Source organism: Brevibacillus invocatus (assembly GCF_003710915.1).
Classification (GTDB): domain Bacteria; phylum Bacillota; class Bacilli; order Brevibacillales; family Brevibacillaceae; genus Brevibacillus; species Brevibacillus invocatus.
In genome coordinates this window covers 288,277-303,508 of sequence record NZ_RHHR01000015.1, presented here as the reverse complement: position 1 = coordinate 303,508, position 15,232 = coordinate 288,277, and the positions used below count along the sequence as shown (strand labels likewise).

Below are 15,232 nucleotides of genomic sequence, written 5' to 3'. Positions count from 1 at the left end.
TTCATACATTTTTGCAAATTCAACAGCTGTTGTAACACAACCGCCTTATATCAATAGGTTAAACAGATACGGATCATGCGTAATCTCCACATAGCCTACCCCGTGCTGCTTCATTCTGTTGATGAGCGGCTCGTAGTCATCCTGGCATTTCAGCTCGATTCCCACCAGAGCAGGTCCGTTTTCCTTATTGGTTTTTTTCGTATATTCAAAGCGCGTAATATCATCGTGAGGGCCGAGAACCTTTTCCATAAATTCACGCAAGGCTCCCGCACGTTGTGGAAAGTTGAGAATAAAGTAGTGCTTCAATCCTTCAAACAGCAGGGAACGCTCCTTGATCTCTTGCATGCGATCAATGTCGTTGTTGCCTCCGCTGATCACGCAGACGACATTCTTGCCTACGATTTGGTCACGGTAATAATCCAGAGCAGCGATAGACAGTGCACCCGCAGGCTCTACTACTATGGCGCTGCTGTTATACAGCTCCAAAATCGTCGTACACACCTTGCCTTCTGGCACCGGCACGATATCATCGAGCACTTCCTTGCAAATCTCCATCGTCAGCTGTCCGACCTGCTTTACCGCTGCTCCGTCCACGAACTTGTCGATTTCGTCCAGCGTCACCAGATCGTCTTTTTCCAGCGCTGCCTGCATGGAAGACGCTCCTGCTGGCTCTACCCCAACGATACGCGTGTGCGGACTGATTCCTTTTACATACGTCCCGATCCCGGCAGCCAATCCTCCACCACCAATCCCCATGAAGACAAAATCAACCGGCTCCTCCATGTCGTTCATGATTTCCAAACCAACCGTCCCTTGGCCGGCTACGACCAACGGATCATCAAAAGGATGCACGAATGTCCGATCTTCCTGAACACAATATTTCATCGCTTCAGCGAACGAATCGTCAAAGGTATCTCCTACCAGCACGACTTCTACATAAGAACCGCCGAATAGCTTTACCTGCGTAATTTTTTGCCGCGGGGTTGTCGTCGGCATGAAAATCGTTCCCTGAATTTGCAGATGGTTGCAGGAAAAAGCGACTCCCTGCGCATGATTTCCCGCACTGGCGCAGACGACACCCCGTGCCCGCTGCTCGGCCGAAAGACTGCGAATGAAATTGTACGCTCCACGGATTTTAAACGACCGGACGACCTGCAAGTCCTCTCTTTTCAAATAGACATGGCACCCGTAGCGTTCGGACAACAGCTTGTTTTTTTGCAACGGCGTTTTTTCCACCACGTCCTTCAACGCATGGTTGGCGACGACGATCTCTTCCACTCTCACTGTACTCATATAGGGGTTGCTCCTTCCGAGGTGTCTCGATCCGAAATAAAATAAAGCTCCCGCCTCGCCAGCAGCGCTTTTGGCGCATGGCTGGCTGAGGCGAGAGCATCGCGGTACCACTCAGCTATTCTGTTTCCCTCACGAAAAACAGACTTAAGAAGTTCAACGAGGAACTCCCGTCCTGTAACGGGGACGAATCCGTTGTCCTTTACACGGGTCAGAAAAAAGATGCATTTTCCCGGCCTTTCCAGGACACAGCTCCAAGGTGATTTTCAAAACCGGCTGGCGGCCATCCTTTCAGCATGTGGACGGCTCTCTGCACGCTGCTCTCTGTTTTTACTCTTCCTTTTCTACGCTATCCAATACGAACTATTCGAATTAGTAAAACATTCTACGGGTAAACCAGCAAGTTGTCAATCTTCTGCTCCACATGCAGGAAAACAGTTGGAAAAACTGCGAATATGTACTCTATTCTTCTATCGGTGGTGTCTTTATTGAAAAGCTATAGCCCCGAATCAAACCATCCAACCCGCGAGCCAAACACCAAACAGCAGATTTTATCAAGTTCATCATCACACAGCACCTTGCCCGATCGGGTCATGCAGCTCCAAAAAAGCATTGGCAATCAGGCTGTACTCCAACTGATGAAAGACAAAAAACAGGATCAGGTGCTGCAGCCCAAAAAGAACGAGACCGGGTTGCCTGATGCGCTCAAGACTGGACTGGAAAATCTATCTGGACTGGATATGTCGGATGTAAAAGTCCACTATCAGTCGGACAAGCCCAAACAGATCGGGGCGCTGGCTTATGCCCAAGGCACCGACATTCATCTCGGACCTGGTCAGGAGCATCATCTTCCCCACGAAGGGTGGCACATCGTCCAACAGATGCAGGGGCGCGTAAAACCCACCGTACAGATGAAATCAGACATTCAGATCAACGATGAGGTCAGCCTGGAAAAGGAAGCCGACCAGATGGGGGCACAAGCACTGAGATTGGGCAAAGCGAATCCAGATGATCCATTCTCGCCACTCCTCGCTCCCTCTTCACAACCAGCGATCAGACCCATACAAGGAGTCTGGGCATCGGTTCAGGGGACAGCAGCCGGCAAGCTCAATCTGAAAACGTTAACCGGAGAACTGTCTTCGTCAGGCAAGCAGTTGTATCAATTATCCAGGACCGGTGACTTATACGAAGAAGTAGGATACGTTCACGGTGATCTAGTGGTCAAACCTTATGATCCTCCTACTTCTAACTCCGTCGTACATTCCTTCTATGAAAATTGGACGACCGGGCAGACAACCAGTCTGTCCATCAACACGGAATTCGGGCCGGTTGCCGCCAGACACAACCGGGGCGCACCTTACATTACCTCAAGAGAAGAAGATTACAACAATGCCAAGCTGGGCACGACCTACACGTCGTTTATTACCGGTCTTCGGAATGGAACCAATGATGATAGTGATGATGCCGTTTTGGCGCAAGCACTTCTCGATAACGATACTACTGAACTGACGACCGACCTCCAACATCGTGCCGCTGCCATGCTGAATACGACAGTCTATCTGGCTGAAGAATGGCGCAAGCAAGGAGCGGGGAAAATTTTCCGCGCACTCCTGCGACAAGTTATTAATGAAGAGATTACCTTCGACGATTTCTTGCAATCCTTCCGATTTATCGCGAGTGCAGACGAAGGCAGACGGCAGGTTGCCCGCTTTCAGGATGTCATCGATGAAGAGTTGGATTACGATGATCTCGATGAAGATGAACAAGGAATTTACGACAACATGTCGGAAATCGAGCACGACGATTTCAGTTCCGACGATGAGATGCGCGAGGATAAAGAGCTGAAAAAGCCCCGATTGTTCGCAGCGAGATACCAGCAATCCCGCCAAAAAGCCTTCGGAGTCAACATCCGAAGGCTTTTCGTTTAACTTCTTCATTTCGACCTTATTGTTGCAACGCCTTGACCAGACTTTGCCCAAACTCTCTGGCACCATCTGGACCATCGCTGGTAATAATGTCATCATGCGCCACTACATGCTGCTTCACGTACTCGACTTCGTTGGCAGCAAGCTCGTTGATCATCACATCGACAGGATAGCAGGTACCCTGGCGGCCTGTGAGCAAGCCGGTTTTCGCTACCACAACGGAACCCGCGCAAATACCAGATACAAGAACGTTATGCTCATAGGCTTCCTTTAGATAGGAAAGAAGCTCCTGATTGCCCCACAAGTAATCAATCGTACCCGATCCACCGATCACGGCCACGACATCGTAATCCGTAGCACTGACATCAGAGAAAAGCACTTCTGCATTTGCTTTCCCTGCATTGTCACCCGTGATTTCACCCGTTTTGGTGCTGGCGACGGTTACCTGAATTCCCGCTTGCTCCAGCTCTGCTTTTGGATGATTCAATTCATCCTCGTTGAATCGATCCGGCGGAATGATCAGCAATGCTTTTTTACTCATATGAAAAGCCCTCCCAGTAAGCGAATAGCTTCGTTTTTGAAAACCTACACACATTCTATCTCCTGCTTGCAGCCCCGTGAAGTATGCACCTTTTTGTACGGAGGTTACAAAAATGTTACTATCGGTAGAGGAGGCGTATGGATTCCATGTCAGATACACTACGAAAAGAAATCAGAGAAAAAATACAAAATGGCGATTACAACTGTGAAAAGGAACTCACCATGTCCGTCATCAGCGGTAAATGGAAAGTTGTCATCCTGTGGCATCTCGGTGTGGAAGGACCACATCGTTTCAGCGATTTGCAACGGCTTTTCCCGAAAATCTCGCACAAGATGCTCACGAACCAGCTCCGCGAGCTGATCGAGGACGGCATTGTTCATCGAGAAGTCTATCCCGAAGTCCCTCCCAAAGTAGAATATTCCATGACCGAGCTAGGAATGACGCTTTTGCCGATCGTGGAAATGATGTATGAGTGGGGCAAGAATCGCATGCAGACACTCAAGGCACATATGTCTTAGGTGTTTCACAGTCACACCCTGGTTGCCTCAAAGCACGCAAAAACGGGTCCCTTTTCGAGTAAATCACTCCAAACGGAACCCGTTTTTCTATAGGGCGATCCTATACCGTTTCGTAAATAGCTTCGTAACGTTTGCCGATCTCTTCATCGTTCAGACCCTCATCACGCAAGCGTTTGATAAGCGCATTTGCCCAGATTTCGGTACGTTGCGCCATTTTTGCGTATTTTTTCGCTTCCTTTTCCTTGCGCTTTGCACGGTCCTCGCCATTGGACTTGAGATTATCGAGGATGAACAGCATGTGCATCGTGTCATCCTGATTGAGTTCAGTCCACTCGTCGTTCAAGAACGCAACCACCTTTTTATAATAACCGTCAAACTCATTGAAGGAAATCTCTGTATCCATATTGAGATATTCTTTCATTTTTTCAAATAGCTCTTGCATCTAGCGTCACAACTCCCTCATCCATTTCTTCCGCACCATTATATCAAAAAGGAGTTCACTGAGGAAGTTGCCATTATTTGTGAAGCTATTAACTTCGATGAAATTGATTCGAAAGTCATTTGCTCATGCGTAATTGCCTATGTTATAGTCTCCTTTGTCTGAAAAAACAAAAAATTACGAAGGGGATGTTGATACTGAAGAAGCTGTCGTTTCTGCTAACGACTGGCGGGATGGGTGTTGGGGCATTGGCTAACTCGCACCTGCAGGAAATCAAGAGGATTATAACAATACCCTGTATTCGAAGGATCCAAGCGATACGACCTTCGGGGGCAAAACCTACACTGAAGTACTCATCAGCCCGGCCGGTACGAATATTGAATATACCGCCTTCACCCCGAATGGCAAGTATCAGAAGCTGTACTTGCAAATAGCCGCACTCGGAACAGAGATCAAGGATATCCGGATTTCCGACAACGATACCCATGCAACTCTGAAAACCATCGAATCGCTCTCGTCAGGTGACGGCATGCAAACAATCGAAGTCGATATCACTGGTGTGAAAAACATTGCGATCAACTTGAAAAAAGAGCATGACAGTGGATTTATCATCCCTCTGACCACCTCTTACTACAAGTAATGTAGCCACAACTTTTTCTCCGACGACCTACTCAAAGGTGAACCCTCTTCCCCGTAAATCACCGCTTCTCGTTTGACTCCATCCGCTTTTTACAGGTAAATTTCCTAGAAATATAATGGTTTTGAATAAGAATGTCCATTTGTTATAATCGAAGGTGGGTACGAAGCCCAATCCTTGTTACAAAGGGGAATCACGCCATGATGAACATCCATTTCATTCGCTTGCGATAAAAATACTTGTCAAGAAAACCCAGCGTTTTTCCTCGCATTTGCTTGGGTTTGTTTGAACATGCTTTTTATTTGCTAAAATAACGAATGAAACGGAGAGATTGGCTATGAAAGAAAAGATTCACACCATCTCAGGTATTGACATATGTTCGGAGAGTTTTGGAAATCCTGCCCATCCCGCAATTCTGCTCATCATGGGAGCGACTTGCTCCATGGTCTATTGGGACGAGGAGTTTTGCCAGCGCCTGGCGGACACTGGACGATTCGTCATCCGCTACGACAATCGTGACACGGGCCGCTCGACGACCTATGAACCAGGCACAGCCCCTTATACCGTAGCAGACATGGCTGACGATGCCATCGGTGTACTCGATGCATACGGGATCAGTCAGGCTCACCTCGTCGGCATGTCGCTCGGTGGAATGATTGCCCAAATCATGGCAGTCAAGCATCCCATGAGGGTGTTGAGCATCACGCTGCATGCCTCCGGATTTTACGGGCCTGCTCATGAGGTAAATGAGGCAGAGCTGCCGCCCATGGACGAGGAAATCCTCGCTCACCATGCGAGAGGCGCCGCACTGGACTGGTCAGACGAAGAGGCTGTCGCAGACTATCTGGTAGCCGGTTCGAGAATGCTTTGCGGCTCCAAGCATGTGTTGGACGAGGCGCGGACATACAGGCAAGTAAAAGCTGAGATCAAGCGTGCCCGTAATCTGCTCAGCATGTTCAACCACGCTTTGCTGCAGGAAAACGAATCGTATGAGGTGAAGGTGGCGGATATTCGTGTGCCTACTCTAGTCATTCACGGCACAGATGACACCATCCTTCCCTATCAGCACGGTGTTGTCCTCGCCCGGGAATTGCAAGATGCCAAGCTGATCACGCTGGAAGGCACAGGGCACGAGCTCCATCCAGACGATTGGGAGACCATCATCAAAGCCATCGCAGCACACACTGCCAGCTAGATAGGCGAAACCGAAATACGAAAAGGGTTACACATTCGGCTCTGCCACGTGTAACCCTTTTTCTTTTTAAAACCGGAAAACTCGTTATAATAGGATCATAATCGAATCGTGAGGTGAACGGACCAGATGAAACCATATCCAAAGGAACAAGACGCCAGCATCCGTGTCGGCCAGCAAATGACCCTCACCATCAAAAGCCTTGGCATCAACGGCGAAGGCATCGGCTATTTCAAGCGAAAGATCGTCTTCGTAGATAAAGCGCTACCCGGCGAGGTCGTACATGCCGAAGTTACGGAAGCACGCGAGAAGTACGCCATCGCCCGGCTTTTACGCGTAGTAGAAAAATCCTCTGCCCGAGTCAAGCCTCCCTGTCCCGTCTACGAGGAATGCGGTGGCTGTAGTTTGCAGCACATGGACTACCAGGCACAGCTCGCCAGCAAACGCGAAATCGTCATCGAATCACTTCGCAAATACGCCAAACTCGACCATCCTCCTGTCTCTCCCACTATCGGAATGGACAACCCATGGTCGTATCGCAATAAGGCACAGTTTCAGGTAGGCAGACAGGACGGTAAGCTGGTAGCCGGTCTCTATCAGACTGGCAGCCATAAGCTGGTCAATCTGGAAAGCTGCCAGGTACAGCATGAGGCGACCACCCAGATCGTGCAGGCAGCGAAGACAATTATTGAGGAGCTTGGCATCCCCTCGTATGACGAGCGAAAGCGCAAAGGTGTCATTCGCACCATCGTCGCGCGGGTGGCTTTTGCTACAGGAGAGACTCAGCTGACGCTGGTCACCGCTACGCCAGACATTCCCCGCGTCAAGGAACTCGTGCTGGAGCTGCGGACACGTCTCCCCCAACTAATCGGCATCACGCAAAACGTAAATCCGCAGAAGACCTCAATCGTATTTGGCGAGAAAACGGTCACCCTTTGGGGCAAGCCCTCTATCGCAGAAAAGCTGGGTGATTTGTCATTTGACCTGTCCGCTCGCGCCTTTTTCCAGTTGAATCCCGAGCAGACCGAAAAGCTGTATGATCAGGTGAAGCTAGCGGCTGGACTGACGGGAACGGAGCTTGTGCTGGATCTTTACTGCGGGACAGGCACCATCGGTCTGTGGCTGGCTCCCTTTGCACGTGAAGTGCGCGGCATTGAAATGATCCCCGAAGCCGTCGAGGATGCCCGTCGCAACGCCGAACGCAACGGCGCGACCAACTCCAGCTTCCACGTGGGCAAAGCCGAGGTGTTGATGCCCAAATGGGCCAAGCAGCAAGGTGTTCGCCCGGACGTCGTCGTAGTTGACCCACCCAGAACCGGGTTGGATGATGCTTTGATCCGATCGTTGCTGGAGGTGCTGCCAAAACGGATTGTTTATGTTTCCTGCAATCCGTCCACGCTGGCAAAGGATGTTGGGAAGATGCTCGGGAAGTATGAGCTGGTGAGTGTGCAGCCGGTGGATATGTTTCCGCATACGGCGCATGTGGAGGTGACAGTGAGACTTGAAAGAAAAGATACCTCTTAAGCCCCAAAATTGGATTTGAGTCTACCCCCCTTATCTTGTTAAGCTGGTATCAGAAGAACAGAGGGGGATTTTTTATGCAACGAAAACGCTATCCAATCGAGTTTAAACAACAGCTGGTTCAAGAAGCCCAAGATGCAGGAAATGCAAGCCAAGTTGCCAGACTGCATGGGATCGATGCGAAAATGTTGTATCGTTGGATACGTGATTCGAAACATGTGGATTGGAAAAACACTCCTGCCGAAGCCAAAGCGGTAAAGAGTTATACTCCGAGCCCGGGAGAATTTCGTGAATTGGAAACCGAGAATGATCAACTGAAGAAACTACTTGGAGAAAAGGATTTGGAAATCGCGATCCTCCGTGATCTTGTAAAAAAGGTGAACCCAGCTTATCGGACAAAGTGGAAATAGCCGACAAGTGGATACAGCTGGGGTATACAGCCAAATTGGTGCTACGTGTTCTTTAGAGGGGTACGACAACTATTTTGACACAGGGGGTATTGATGGTTGGCGGATGAAGGCCAGAGCACTCAGGAATAGTTGCGGAGTGTCTGGGATTGCCTTCCTGCGGCCAATCCCCTTCAGAGGATGTCCGAGCCTTTTCGATATTCTGCCGGTGATAGGCCAAGGACCGACTTGAAATCTTTAATAAAATGCGCCTGATCGAAATAGCCCAGCTGCACCGCCAGTTCCGCCCATTGCGCCGACTTGTCCCACTCGAGCCGAAGAGCCGTTTCCTGCAACCGGAAGCGCTTGATGACCCATTTCGGTGTAACGCCGACATATTTTCGAAACAGGCGCTGCAATTGCCTGATTGACAGTCCGGTACGTTCGCTCATCTGCTCCACGCGAATGATATCTCGGTAATCCATTACGTCCTGCACGATGCGAGCCGCCAGTTCCGCCTGCGCATCGCGCTCCGGCAACCGCGTCGACAAGGCGATTTCTGCCTGCCGGGCCATCGCTGCATCGTCGCCAGCGTCCAGCACTGCGTGCTTCCACCCGTCCGCCACAGAACCGAACACTTCGGACGCCTTGACCGTCGCCCCGGTCAACAATGAGACGTCTCGCTGCCAAAACGGGTAAAAGCCGCCCGCACGAAACTTCACGCCAAGCGCACGCCCCACTCCGCGCAGCTTTCGGACGAACGGCTGCTTCGGAATGCCATACAGCAGCGCCCGGCGTCCCAGGTCATCGTGCTCGAAAACCAGATGCACGTTCGGATACGACAAGACTGTTTGGGAATAAGGCGTTTCGGGGTGCACATCGAAGTGTATAGTCCAGTAATGCTCGATGAACGGTTCGAGCAACGGACCCGGTTCGAAACGGGATAACGCAAACTTGTCTCGACCGGCGGTCGCATGCAAGATGCCGCGCGTCGACGAGCCGTCTTTTTCCTTCATGCCTGGTCAACCTCCCGGTAAGTCGGCGATGTCGCCTTTTTACAATACTTTGGAAGTACGAAACGCCTATAATCAAGAATAGCAGTTGCGATCCGATTTCAATTTCGATGAAGTCGCAATTGTCAGCTGACTTGACGAATTGGAGGAATAACAATGGACAACCACCAAAACGATGCAGGATCTTTGGGGAAATTCACCAAAAATGGAACGCCAAACGGATATACCACTATTACGCCGTTTATCGTTGTAAACAAACCAGCTGAAGCGATCGCCTTTTACGAAACCGTATTTAACGCAAAGGCGAAAAGCATAACGGAATTTGGCGATGACGGCAACAAAATGATCGTACATGCAGATATCGATTTTGGCAACGGATATTTGCAACTCGGTGCCGCAAACCCAGCCTATCGACTCGTTTTACCAACGGGGGAAGGCAACGTGTGTTATTCGCTTGGGATTTATGTACCCGACGTTGACCGGACCTTTGCCTTGGCCGTAGCCAACGGAGCGACAGTCAGAGAGCAGGTTGCGAGCTTTGTTTCAGGCGATCGTTACTGCAGCATTCTGGACCCGTTTGGCATCAGATGGTCTATCATGACACGGGTTGAAGATATTTCTGAGGAAGAAAGCTACCGTAGAGTGGCAGAATGGAGTAAGAGCCAGTAACGGGAATTAACGGCTAGGCTTCAAGAAGATGCAGGCGAACACTCGCCACATTGTAAAAGTATGCGACATGCGGGATTGAGACGGCGGGAGCCGTTTCGCTCCCAATGCTGCTTCGACTCGTACTTCCGACTATAAGTACGGAGGCGTAATTCATCCAATGTTTTACAACATATAAAGCATTCCACACATGTAGAGTGTTGTTCACTGTTAGTGAGGAAAGATTATTGATATGCGATGTATTGGCGGAAATGATAAAGAGGGGCGACAGCCCCTCTTTTTAGCTCTTGGATTCCTCTGCTAACCTTTTAATAACATCTAAAGTTTCTTCCCAGTTTTTGTCCGAATGCTCGTATTATGAAAGTAACTGGCAGGATAGCCGAACGAGAAAGAAGAAAATGAATATTAAAGGGGGATTAGATATGATTGCTTGGCTTAATCTTGGTAGCCTCGTGCTTGGAGCAATCGCATGGATTCTTCCAGCTATTACTATATCTAGATATGATAAACGTTCTAGAAATTGGGTTGCTCTTTCTATTATGAGCATTAGTGCTTGTTCTATTTCGTTGTTTCTCCAGATTTGTAGTTTCTATGAACGTGTAAAGGCTGAGGATTGGTCTGCTCTAATGGATACAGTAAGTGTTATTGCATCTGTTCCAGCAATTCTGCTCATCGGTACAATCCTATTAAATGCAATTACATTGTATATGTATCGTGACAGAGCAGCATGATTTGTAAAACGGTGTAATTAAAGCAAAGGGAACGATAGTTAAGGAGCCTGCTTCGTCACGGCTCTTTTGTTGTTTGTTAAAGTAACGGGAATATAGTTGAACTAACGTGTCGGTATAGATTCTCGTGTTTTCATCGGCAACTGGAAGGAAAATCCAAAAACCTTTAAAATCTTGGGAGTACGAAGCCGGAGCAACACAAAGACTACTAAAGCCCCAGCTGAAGATTGGCCTGTTCCTGCTTCGGCCCAATTTATTGCAGACAGCTACCATCAAGCCAGTGGTGCATTTGTTCAGGCATTAAAAACGCAATGGATCGATCAGACCTTAGAAGAACGTATTGACTTTTTAGGTCAAAAAATGCCAAATGGGTCTCTTTTGATGTTTTTGCTTCTGCATCAAAACCACCATCGAGGACAAATGACGGTTCTTATGCGACAAGCAGGCTTAACCGTTCCAGGTATTTATGGCCCGTCAAAAGAAGAATGGGCTAATTTTGGTATGGAAGCCCCGAAGATGTAACCTAAGCATGATGGAAATTTTTGATTACACAGTCATATAACTTTAAATGGTTAATGGTGATAATATATACTTAGAGAGCCTCAAAAATGGATTTATTGATACCTCTCCCCTCTTAAGCTAGTGGCATGAGGGATTCATGATAATGCCATGAAACAGAGATTATGGTTTCGAAAAGATAGCCTGACAGCCACAACAACTGGTTAGTCGGGCTTTTAGAACATAGGAGGATACATGTCCTGGAGCAAATTAAAGCAACAGCTGGATAGTTTTCTCTGCCCTGCGTTATATGGTAGAGTCGAATACCGTGCAACTGGTTACCGTTATTTACCTGATAAAGCAGGACTTTGTTATATTTCGGTAGATAAAAAGAACGTTCTTAATATGAATGATAAAACTAATTTAATCAAATGGTATCAGACGGAGTTGGAAATTAAGAACGATTCAGATATCCAAATTCCCATCAGCAATGAAGAAATTGAAGCAGCCAGAAAAGATACCCAAGGAAACGTTCCAGAGGATCGACTGAAGGTAATTGTAAGGAATAAAAAAATATCCGTATATGCAAAGGAGCTATTGTCAGCGCAGGCTTCATTAAGTAAATCAAATTTTTTCGTCGTAGCTAATAAGTTTCTATCTATTTCTATAGAAGAAAGCTTAGAGAGCCATGATGTCTTATTGAATATTCTAGCTTTGGTGGACAGACGAGTTGGAAAAAAACGAATTTTAAACATGACCGAGAAGATGAAGGTAAAGCATCCAATCGTCCAGTATTTTTATGAACTACGGCTTAGTACATTATGAAAATAAATAGCTTTCATTGAAAGTGGAGCGTTGCTCACTTTTAGTCAGGAAAGACTAAGGAAACCCGCCAATGAAAGAAGTGATATGCGATGGATTTTGAAATGATCATGCGTGAGCTTGAGGCTCTCGGCAAGGAACGAACCAAGAAAATATATATATCCAATGGCGCTCACGAACCACTTTTTGGCGTGGCTACAGGCAATATGAAGCCTATCGCGAGAAAAATCAAGATAAATCAGCCCTTGGCTGAGCAGCTCTACGCCACCGGGAACTACGATGCCATGTACTTTGCTGGTGTGATTGCAGACCCAAATGCAATGACCAAGGCTGATTTTGAGCGGTGGATGGATACAGCTTATTTTTACATGCTGTCCGATTTTGTGGTTGCAGTAACCTTGGCTGAAGCAGATATTGCACAAGAAGTCGCCGATCATTGGATCGCGAGCGGCGAAGAGCTGAGAATGTCAGCGGGCTGGAGTTGTTACTGCTGGCTTTTGGGTAACCGCCCGGATCATGAATTTTCCGAGAGCAAAATTGCCAGTATGCTACAAACTGTGAAAAATACGATTCACGATTCTCCCGAACGAGCGAAATACGCGATGAATCATTTTATTTACACCGTGGGCACTTCCTATTTGCCACTCCACGATAAGGCGGTCGAAATGGCAAAGGCAGTAGGTCCGGTCGAAGTCCAAAAAGATAAAGCAAAAAGCAAGTTCCTAAACGCTTCCGAAAATATTCAAAAGGCAGTAGTGAAAGGACAGCTCGGCTTCAAACGGAAACATGTAAGATGTTAATCCCTTTGATTACCACACGCATCTGCTAAGCTATTCGAAAAATTTTCCTGTTCATTCTGGTTTTAAGAGTAATGGAGAGGAATCGGATCAAGTAATTCCGTGTAACCAAAAATTGTATTCCTCACTTTGAATTTACGAGAGAATACGGAGTGGATTCATTAAAAATCGTCTTCGACCTCGCTGAAAAGTACAATCGATTAGTTGACATTCATTGCGATGAAATTGATGATGAACAATCTCGCTTTGTTGAGGTTGTGGCAAAAGAGGCATACGAACGGGGAATCGGTACTCGCACAACAGCGAGCCATACAACGGCGATGGGCTCTTATAATGATGCCTATACGTATAAATTATTCCGCCTATAAAAGCTTTCTTCCATCAATTTTGTATCAAATCCTCTTGTGAATATTCACCTTCAAGGCAGATTTGATACGTATCCAAAACGCAGAGGACTTACAAGAGTAAAAGAGTTGCAGGAAGCAGGACTCAACGTTTGCTTTGGCCACGATGACATCTTTGACCCATGGTATCCGCTAGGAACAGGAAACATGCTTCAAGTCTTGCATATGGGCATCCATGCATCGCAATTAATGGGCTATGAGCAAATTGTCAATTCCATTGATTTCATTACGAAAAATAGTGCCAAAACACTACACATTGAAGAGAATTACGGAATTGAGAAAGGTAAACCAGCTAATTTCATTGTCTTGTCTGCAGAAAATGAATATGAAGCCATTCGCAAGCAAGCGGTCGTTACGTATTCCTTTAGAAATGGAAAGCTGATTGCCAAAACATGCCCCTCCCCCTCCGTTTTGGCTGTTTTTTGAGACTGTAGACAAAGTGTGAATGTCAATCAAAATGTTGACCACCGTGCTCATCAAAAAATTGACCACCATGGCAAAAATCAAAATAAGTGTCGCTATAGTGTTCATCCTGCTCTTCGCAGGCATCGCCGCGTTCATCTTCACGAAGGGCGTGGGGCAAAAGGGGGTAGATCAAACCTTTTTATTGCCGATGGATTTTGAAGGCTGTGTCGTGATTTACTACGACCATAAAGACGCACTTCCTTTGCAGATCGTGAACAATGAAATCATCTACAGCGTTCCAAAGGACGGTGTGATTCGCACGTCCTCTCCGATGGAATTTGGATGGGTAAATAAAAACAGCTCCGGTGCATACCGCACAAGAGCCTTTTACGTTGACAGGTATGGAAAGAAAATCGATGAGCTGCCGCAGGAAGACATACGCTTCGGTGCTACGGGCTCTGTACAGGAACAGGGAGGGTTTGAGCAAAAACACTTTTATCAAATATTTGGTTCCGAAGAAGTTGAAGAACGACGATGTCCCCAGTTAGAAGGATAGCTCCACATTCATTACCAGTCACGAAACCTTAAGACCAATGTTCCGGACGGGAAAGCGATGGCGGGATCTTGGTCTCGCCGTCGCCTTTCGCTGCGTTGAGCTGGGCTTGGGTGAGAAAAATACATTCGGTGAGGTCAGCACCCCGAAGGTCCGCATCTCGGAAGTCAGCACCGATGACATCCGCTACTCGCAGGTCAGCCCCTCTGAGATCAGCAGCAATCAGGTATGCCCCTCGCAAATTTGCACAGCGAAGATCTGCTCCTTTGAGCTTGGCACCGATCAGATCCACTCCCCTGCCGTACTTCTTCTGATTACCTTTCATTCCTTTGAATCCTCTTCTGGCTTCATCCCGGACGAGCTCGCTGGCCTTTAAAAGCCATTCATTCACTTCGGCACGATGTGCTGCAACGTCGAGCTTTTTAAGATCATCTGCAGGGAGTTCAGCGAATCGTTTGGTTTTCTCGAACATCGCTTGGAGTGACGTATGAATAGGTCGGGCTGGCTGCAGGGTAAGGGCTTCACTGACGTACCAGAGCAGCTCATGAAGCTGCCACATGATCGGGAATACCTCAAACATTTGCTTCGCAGAGCCGGGAGCTTTCCGCCAGTTGCTCCCCCCAAACGTCACTTGGGAAACCTGTTGCCCCGCCCCAAAACAATCGTACACCGTGCATCCACGAAAGCCTCTCTCCCGAAGGCTGCTGTGAATCCCGCAGCGAAAATCAGGATGCAGGTTTTGACAGGCCGTCCCGCCCTCCTTGTCGATGGCAAAATCTGACGAAGCTGCGAAGGGCAGCGCGACACAGCACAATCCAAAGCAGTTTTCGCAGTCTGCTTTCAGCGTCAATCGATTATTCTCTTTCATTCTGTAAGCTCCCTTCGCAGAGGTTTTCA

The 15,232-nt window shown here is 47.9% G+C and carries 16 protein-coding genes, 2 pseudogenes and 1 other annotated feature; of the genes and pseudogenes, 13 read left to right on the top strand and 5 right to left on the bottom strand.

What is annotated here, in order from left to right; translation table 11 throughout:
• Positions 1 to 45: 45 nt before the first annotated feature.
• On the bottom strand, positions 46 to 1,293 hold the full coding sequence (gene ilvA, locus EDM52_RS12055) for a threonine ammonia-lyase IlvA (RefSeq protein ID WP_122909218.1): 1,248 nt from the start codon (positions 1,291 to 1,293) through the stop codon (positions 46 to 48).
• Between the two features lie 83 nt (positions 1,294 to 1,376).
• Positions 1,377 to 1,646 (bottom strand) — a binding site (T-box leader).
• Positions 1,647 to 1,928: 282 nt separating this feature from the next.
• On the opposite strand from ilvA, the gene EDM52_RS12050 reads away from it, so the two are divergent.
• Complete coding sequence (locus tag EDM52_RS12050; protein ID WP_221175546.1) at positions 1,929 to 3,218, top strand: eCIS core domain-containing protein; 1,290 nt, start codon at positions 1,929 to 1,931, stop codon at positions 3,216 to 3,218.
• Positions 3,219 to 3,234: 16 nt separating this feature from the next.
• On the opposite strand, the gene EDM52_RS12045 is transcribed toward EDM52_RS12050, so the two are convergent.
• A complete protein-coding gene (locus EDM52_RS12045; protein ID WP_122909216.1) occupies positions 3,235 to 3,756 on the bottom strand; it encodes a DJ-1/PfpI family protein in 522 nt (173 codons plus the stop codon).
• A 146-nt stretch (positions 3,757 to 3,902) separates the two neighbouring features.
• Between EDM52_RS12045 and EDM52_RS12040 the strand changes: the two genes are divergently transcribed.
• Positions 3,903 to 4,274 (top strand): winged helix-turn-helix transcriptional regulator, encoded by a 372-nt coding sequence (locus EDM52_RS12040; RefSeq protein WP_122909215.1) that lies wholly within the window; start codon positions 3,903 to 3,905, stop codon positions 4,272 to 4,274.
• A gap of 100 nt (positions 4,275 to 4,374) precedes the next feature.
• Here EDM52_RS12040 and EDM52_RS12035 read toward each other — a convergent pair whose 3' ends face one another.
• A complete protein-coding gene (locus EDM52_RS12035; protein ID WP_122909214.1) occupies positions 4,375 to 4,716 on the bottom strand; it encodes a hypothetical protein in 342 nt (113 codons plus the stop codon).
• Between the two features lie 421 nt (positions 4,717 to 5,137).
• Between EDM52_RS12035 and EDM52_RS12030 the strand changes: the two genes are divergently transcribed.
• The 4 genes from EDM52_RS12030 (at position 5,138) to EDM52_RS12015 (ending at position 8,473) form a co-directional block, all read left to right on the top strand.
• Positions 5,138 to 5,353, top strand: a complete 216-nt coding sequence (locus EDM52_RS12030; RefSeq protein ID WP_122909213.1) for a hypothetical protein — start codon at positions 5,138 to 5,140, stop codon at positions 5,351 to 5,353.
• Positions 5,354 to 5,687: 334 nt separating this feature from the next.
• On the top strand, positions 5,688 to 6,545 hold the full coding sequence (gene mle, locus EDM52_RS12025) for an alpha/beta fold macrolide esterase (RefSeq protein ID WP_122909212.1): 858 nt from the start codon (positions 5,688 to 5,690) through the stop codon (positions 6,543 to 6,545).
• A 126-nt stretch (positions 6,546 to 6,671) separates the two neighbouring features.
• Complete coding sequence (gene rlmD / locus EDM52_RS12020) at positions 6,672 to 8,066, top strand: 23S rRNA (uracil(1939)-C(5))-methyltransferase RlmD (RefSeq protein WP_122909211.1); 1,395 nt, start codon at positions 6,672 to 6,674, stop codon at positions 8,064 to 8,066.
• Between the two features lie 74 nt (positions 8,067 to 8,140).
• Positions 8,141 to 8,473 (top strand): transposase, encoded by a 333-nt coding sequence (locus EDM52_RS12015; protein ID WP_122909210.1) that lies wholly within the window; start codon positions 8,141 to 8,143, stop codon positions 8,471 to 8,473.
• A gap of 170 nt (positions 8,474 to 8,643) precedes the next feature.
• Here the strand turns inward: EDM52_RS12015 and EDM52_RS12010 are convergent, their stop codons facing one another.
• Positions 8,644 to 9,465, bottom strand: a complete 822-nt coding sequence (locus tag EDM52_RS12010) for a helix-turn-helix domain-containing protein (protein WP_122909209.1) — start codon at positions 9,463 to 9,465, stop codon at positions 8,644 to 8,646.
• Positions 9,466 to 9,618: 153 nt separating this feature from the next.
• Here EDM52_RS12010 and EDM52_RS12005 point away from each other — a divergent pair, with 153 nt between their 5' ends.
• The 7 genes and pseudogenes from EDM52_RS12005 (at position 9,619) to EDM52_RS11975 (ending at position 14,338) form a co-directional block, all read left to right on the top strand.
• Complete coding sequence (locus tag EDM52_RS12005) at positions 9,619 to 10,131, top strand: VOC family protein (RefSeq protein ID WP_122909208.1); 513 nt, start codon at positions 9,619 to 9,621, stop codon at positions 10,129 to 10,131.
• Between the two features lie 419 nt (positions 10,132 to 10,550).
• Positions 10,551 to 10,859 (top strand): hypothetical protein, encoded by a 309-nt coding sequence (locus EDM52_RS12000; RefSeq protein ID WP_122909207.1) that lies wholly within the window; start codon positions 10,551 to 10,553, stop codon positions 10,857 to 10,859.
• A gap of 201 nt (positions 10,860 to 11,060) precedes the next feature.
• Positions 11,061 to 11,378, top strand: a pseudogene (locus EDM52_RS11995) (DinB family protein); the annotation flags it as partial.
• A 231-nt stretch (positions 11,379 to 11,609) separates the two neighbouring features.
• Positions 11,610 to 12,179, top strand: coding sequence for an SF0329 family protein (locus tag EDM52_RS11990; RefSeq protein ID WP_122909205.1), 570 nt, complete (start codon positions 11,610 to 11,612; stop codon positions 12,177 to 12,179).
• 89 nt (positions 12,180 to 12,268) lie between these two features.
• Positions 12,269 to 12,976 (top strand): DNA alkylation repair protein, encoded by a 708-nt coding sequence (locus tag EDM52_RS11985; protein ID WP_122909204.1) that lies wholly within the window; start codon positions 12,269 to 12,271, stop codon positions 12,974 to 12,976.
• A 116-nt stretch (positions 12,977 to 13,092) separates the two neighbouring features.
• A pseudogene (locus EDM52_RS11980) lies at positions 13,093 to 13,803 on the top strand (amidohydrolase family protein); the annotation flags it as partial.
• 19 nt (positions 13,804 to 13,822) lie between these two features.
• Positions 13,823 to 14,338 (top strand): DUF6843 domain-containing protein, encoded by a 516-nt coding sequence (locus EDM52_RS11975; protein WP_183185018.1) that lies wholly within the window; start codon positions 13,823 to 13,825, stop codon positions 14,336 to 14,338.
• A 28-nt stretch (positions 14,339 to 14,366) separates the two neighbouring features.
• Here EDM52_RS11975 and EDM52_RS11970 read toward each other — a convergent pair whose 3' ends face one another.
• Positions 14,367 to 15,203: a pentapeptide repeat-containing protein gene (locus EDM52_RS11970; RefSeq protein ID WP_122909202.1), complete on the bottom strand. Its 837-nt coding sequence runs from the start codon at positions 15,201 to 15,203 to the stop codon at positions 14,367 to 14,369.
• Between the last annotated feature and the right edge of the window lie 29 nt (positions 15,204 to 15,232).

Bases quoted from the DNA above. Each gene is read 5' to 3' on its own strand.
- EDM52_RS12005 (WP_122909208.1), top strand. From the start codon at position 9,619: ATGGACAACCACCAAAACGATGCAGGATCTTTGGGGAAATTCACCAAA.
- EDM52_RS12035 (WP_122909214.1), bottom strand. From the start codon at position 4,716: ATGCAAGAGCTATTTGAAAAAATGAAAGAATATCTCAATATGGATACA.
- EDM52_RS12010 (WP_122909209.1), bottom strand. From the start codon at position 9,465: ATGAAGGAAAAAGACGGCTCGTCGACGCGCGGCATCTTGCATGCGACC.
- EDM52_RS11985 (WP_122909204.1), top strand. From the start codon at position 12,269: ATGGATTTTGAAATGATCATGCGTGAGCTTGAGGCTCTCGGCAAGGAA.
- ilvA (WP_122909218.1), bottom strand. From the start codon at position 1,293: ATGAGTACAGTGAGAGTGGAAGAGATCGTCGTCGCCAACCATGCGTTG.
- EDM52_RS12050 (WP_221175546.1), top strand. From the start codon at position 1,929: ATGAAAGACAAAAAACAGGATCAGGTGCTGCAGCCCAAAAAGAACGAG.
- EDM52_RS12045 (WP_122909216.1), bottom strand. From the start codon at position 3,756: ATGAGTAAAAAAGCATTGCTGATCATTCCGCCGGATCGATTCAACGAG.
- EDM52_RS12000 (WP_122909207.1), top strand. From the start codon at position 10,551: ATGATTGCTTGGCTTAATCTTGGTAGCCTCGTGCTTGGAGCAATCGCA.
- EDM52_RS11990 (WP_122909205.1), top strand. From the start codon at position 11,610: ATGTCCTGGAGCAAATTAAAGCAACAGCTGGATAGTTTTCTCTGCCCT.
- EDM52_RS11975 (WP_183185018.1), top strand. From the start codon at position 13,823: ATGTCAATCAAAATGTTGACCACCGTGCTCATCAAAAAATTGACCACC.
- EDM52_RS12040 (WP_122909215.1), top strand. From the start codon at position 3,903: ATGTCAGATACACTACGAAAAGAAATCAGAGAAAAAATACAAAATGGC.
- EDM52_RS11970 (WP_122909202.1), bottom strand. From the start codon at position 15,203: ATGAAAGAGAATAATCGATTGACGCTGAAAGCAGACTGCGAAAACTGC.
- EDM52_RS12015 (WP_122909210.1), top strand. From the start codon at position 8,141: ATGCAACGAAAACGCTATCCAATCGAGTTTAAACAACAGCTGGTTCAA.
- mle (WP_122909212.1), top strand. From the start codon at position 5,688: ATGAAAGAAAAGATTCACACCATCTCAGGTATTGACATATGTTCGGAG.
- rlmD (WP_122909211.1), top strand. From the start codon at position 6,672: ATGAAACCATATCCAAAGGAACAAGACGCCAGCATCCGTGTCGGCCAG.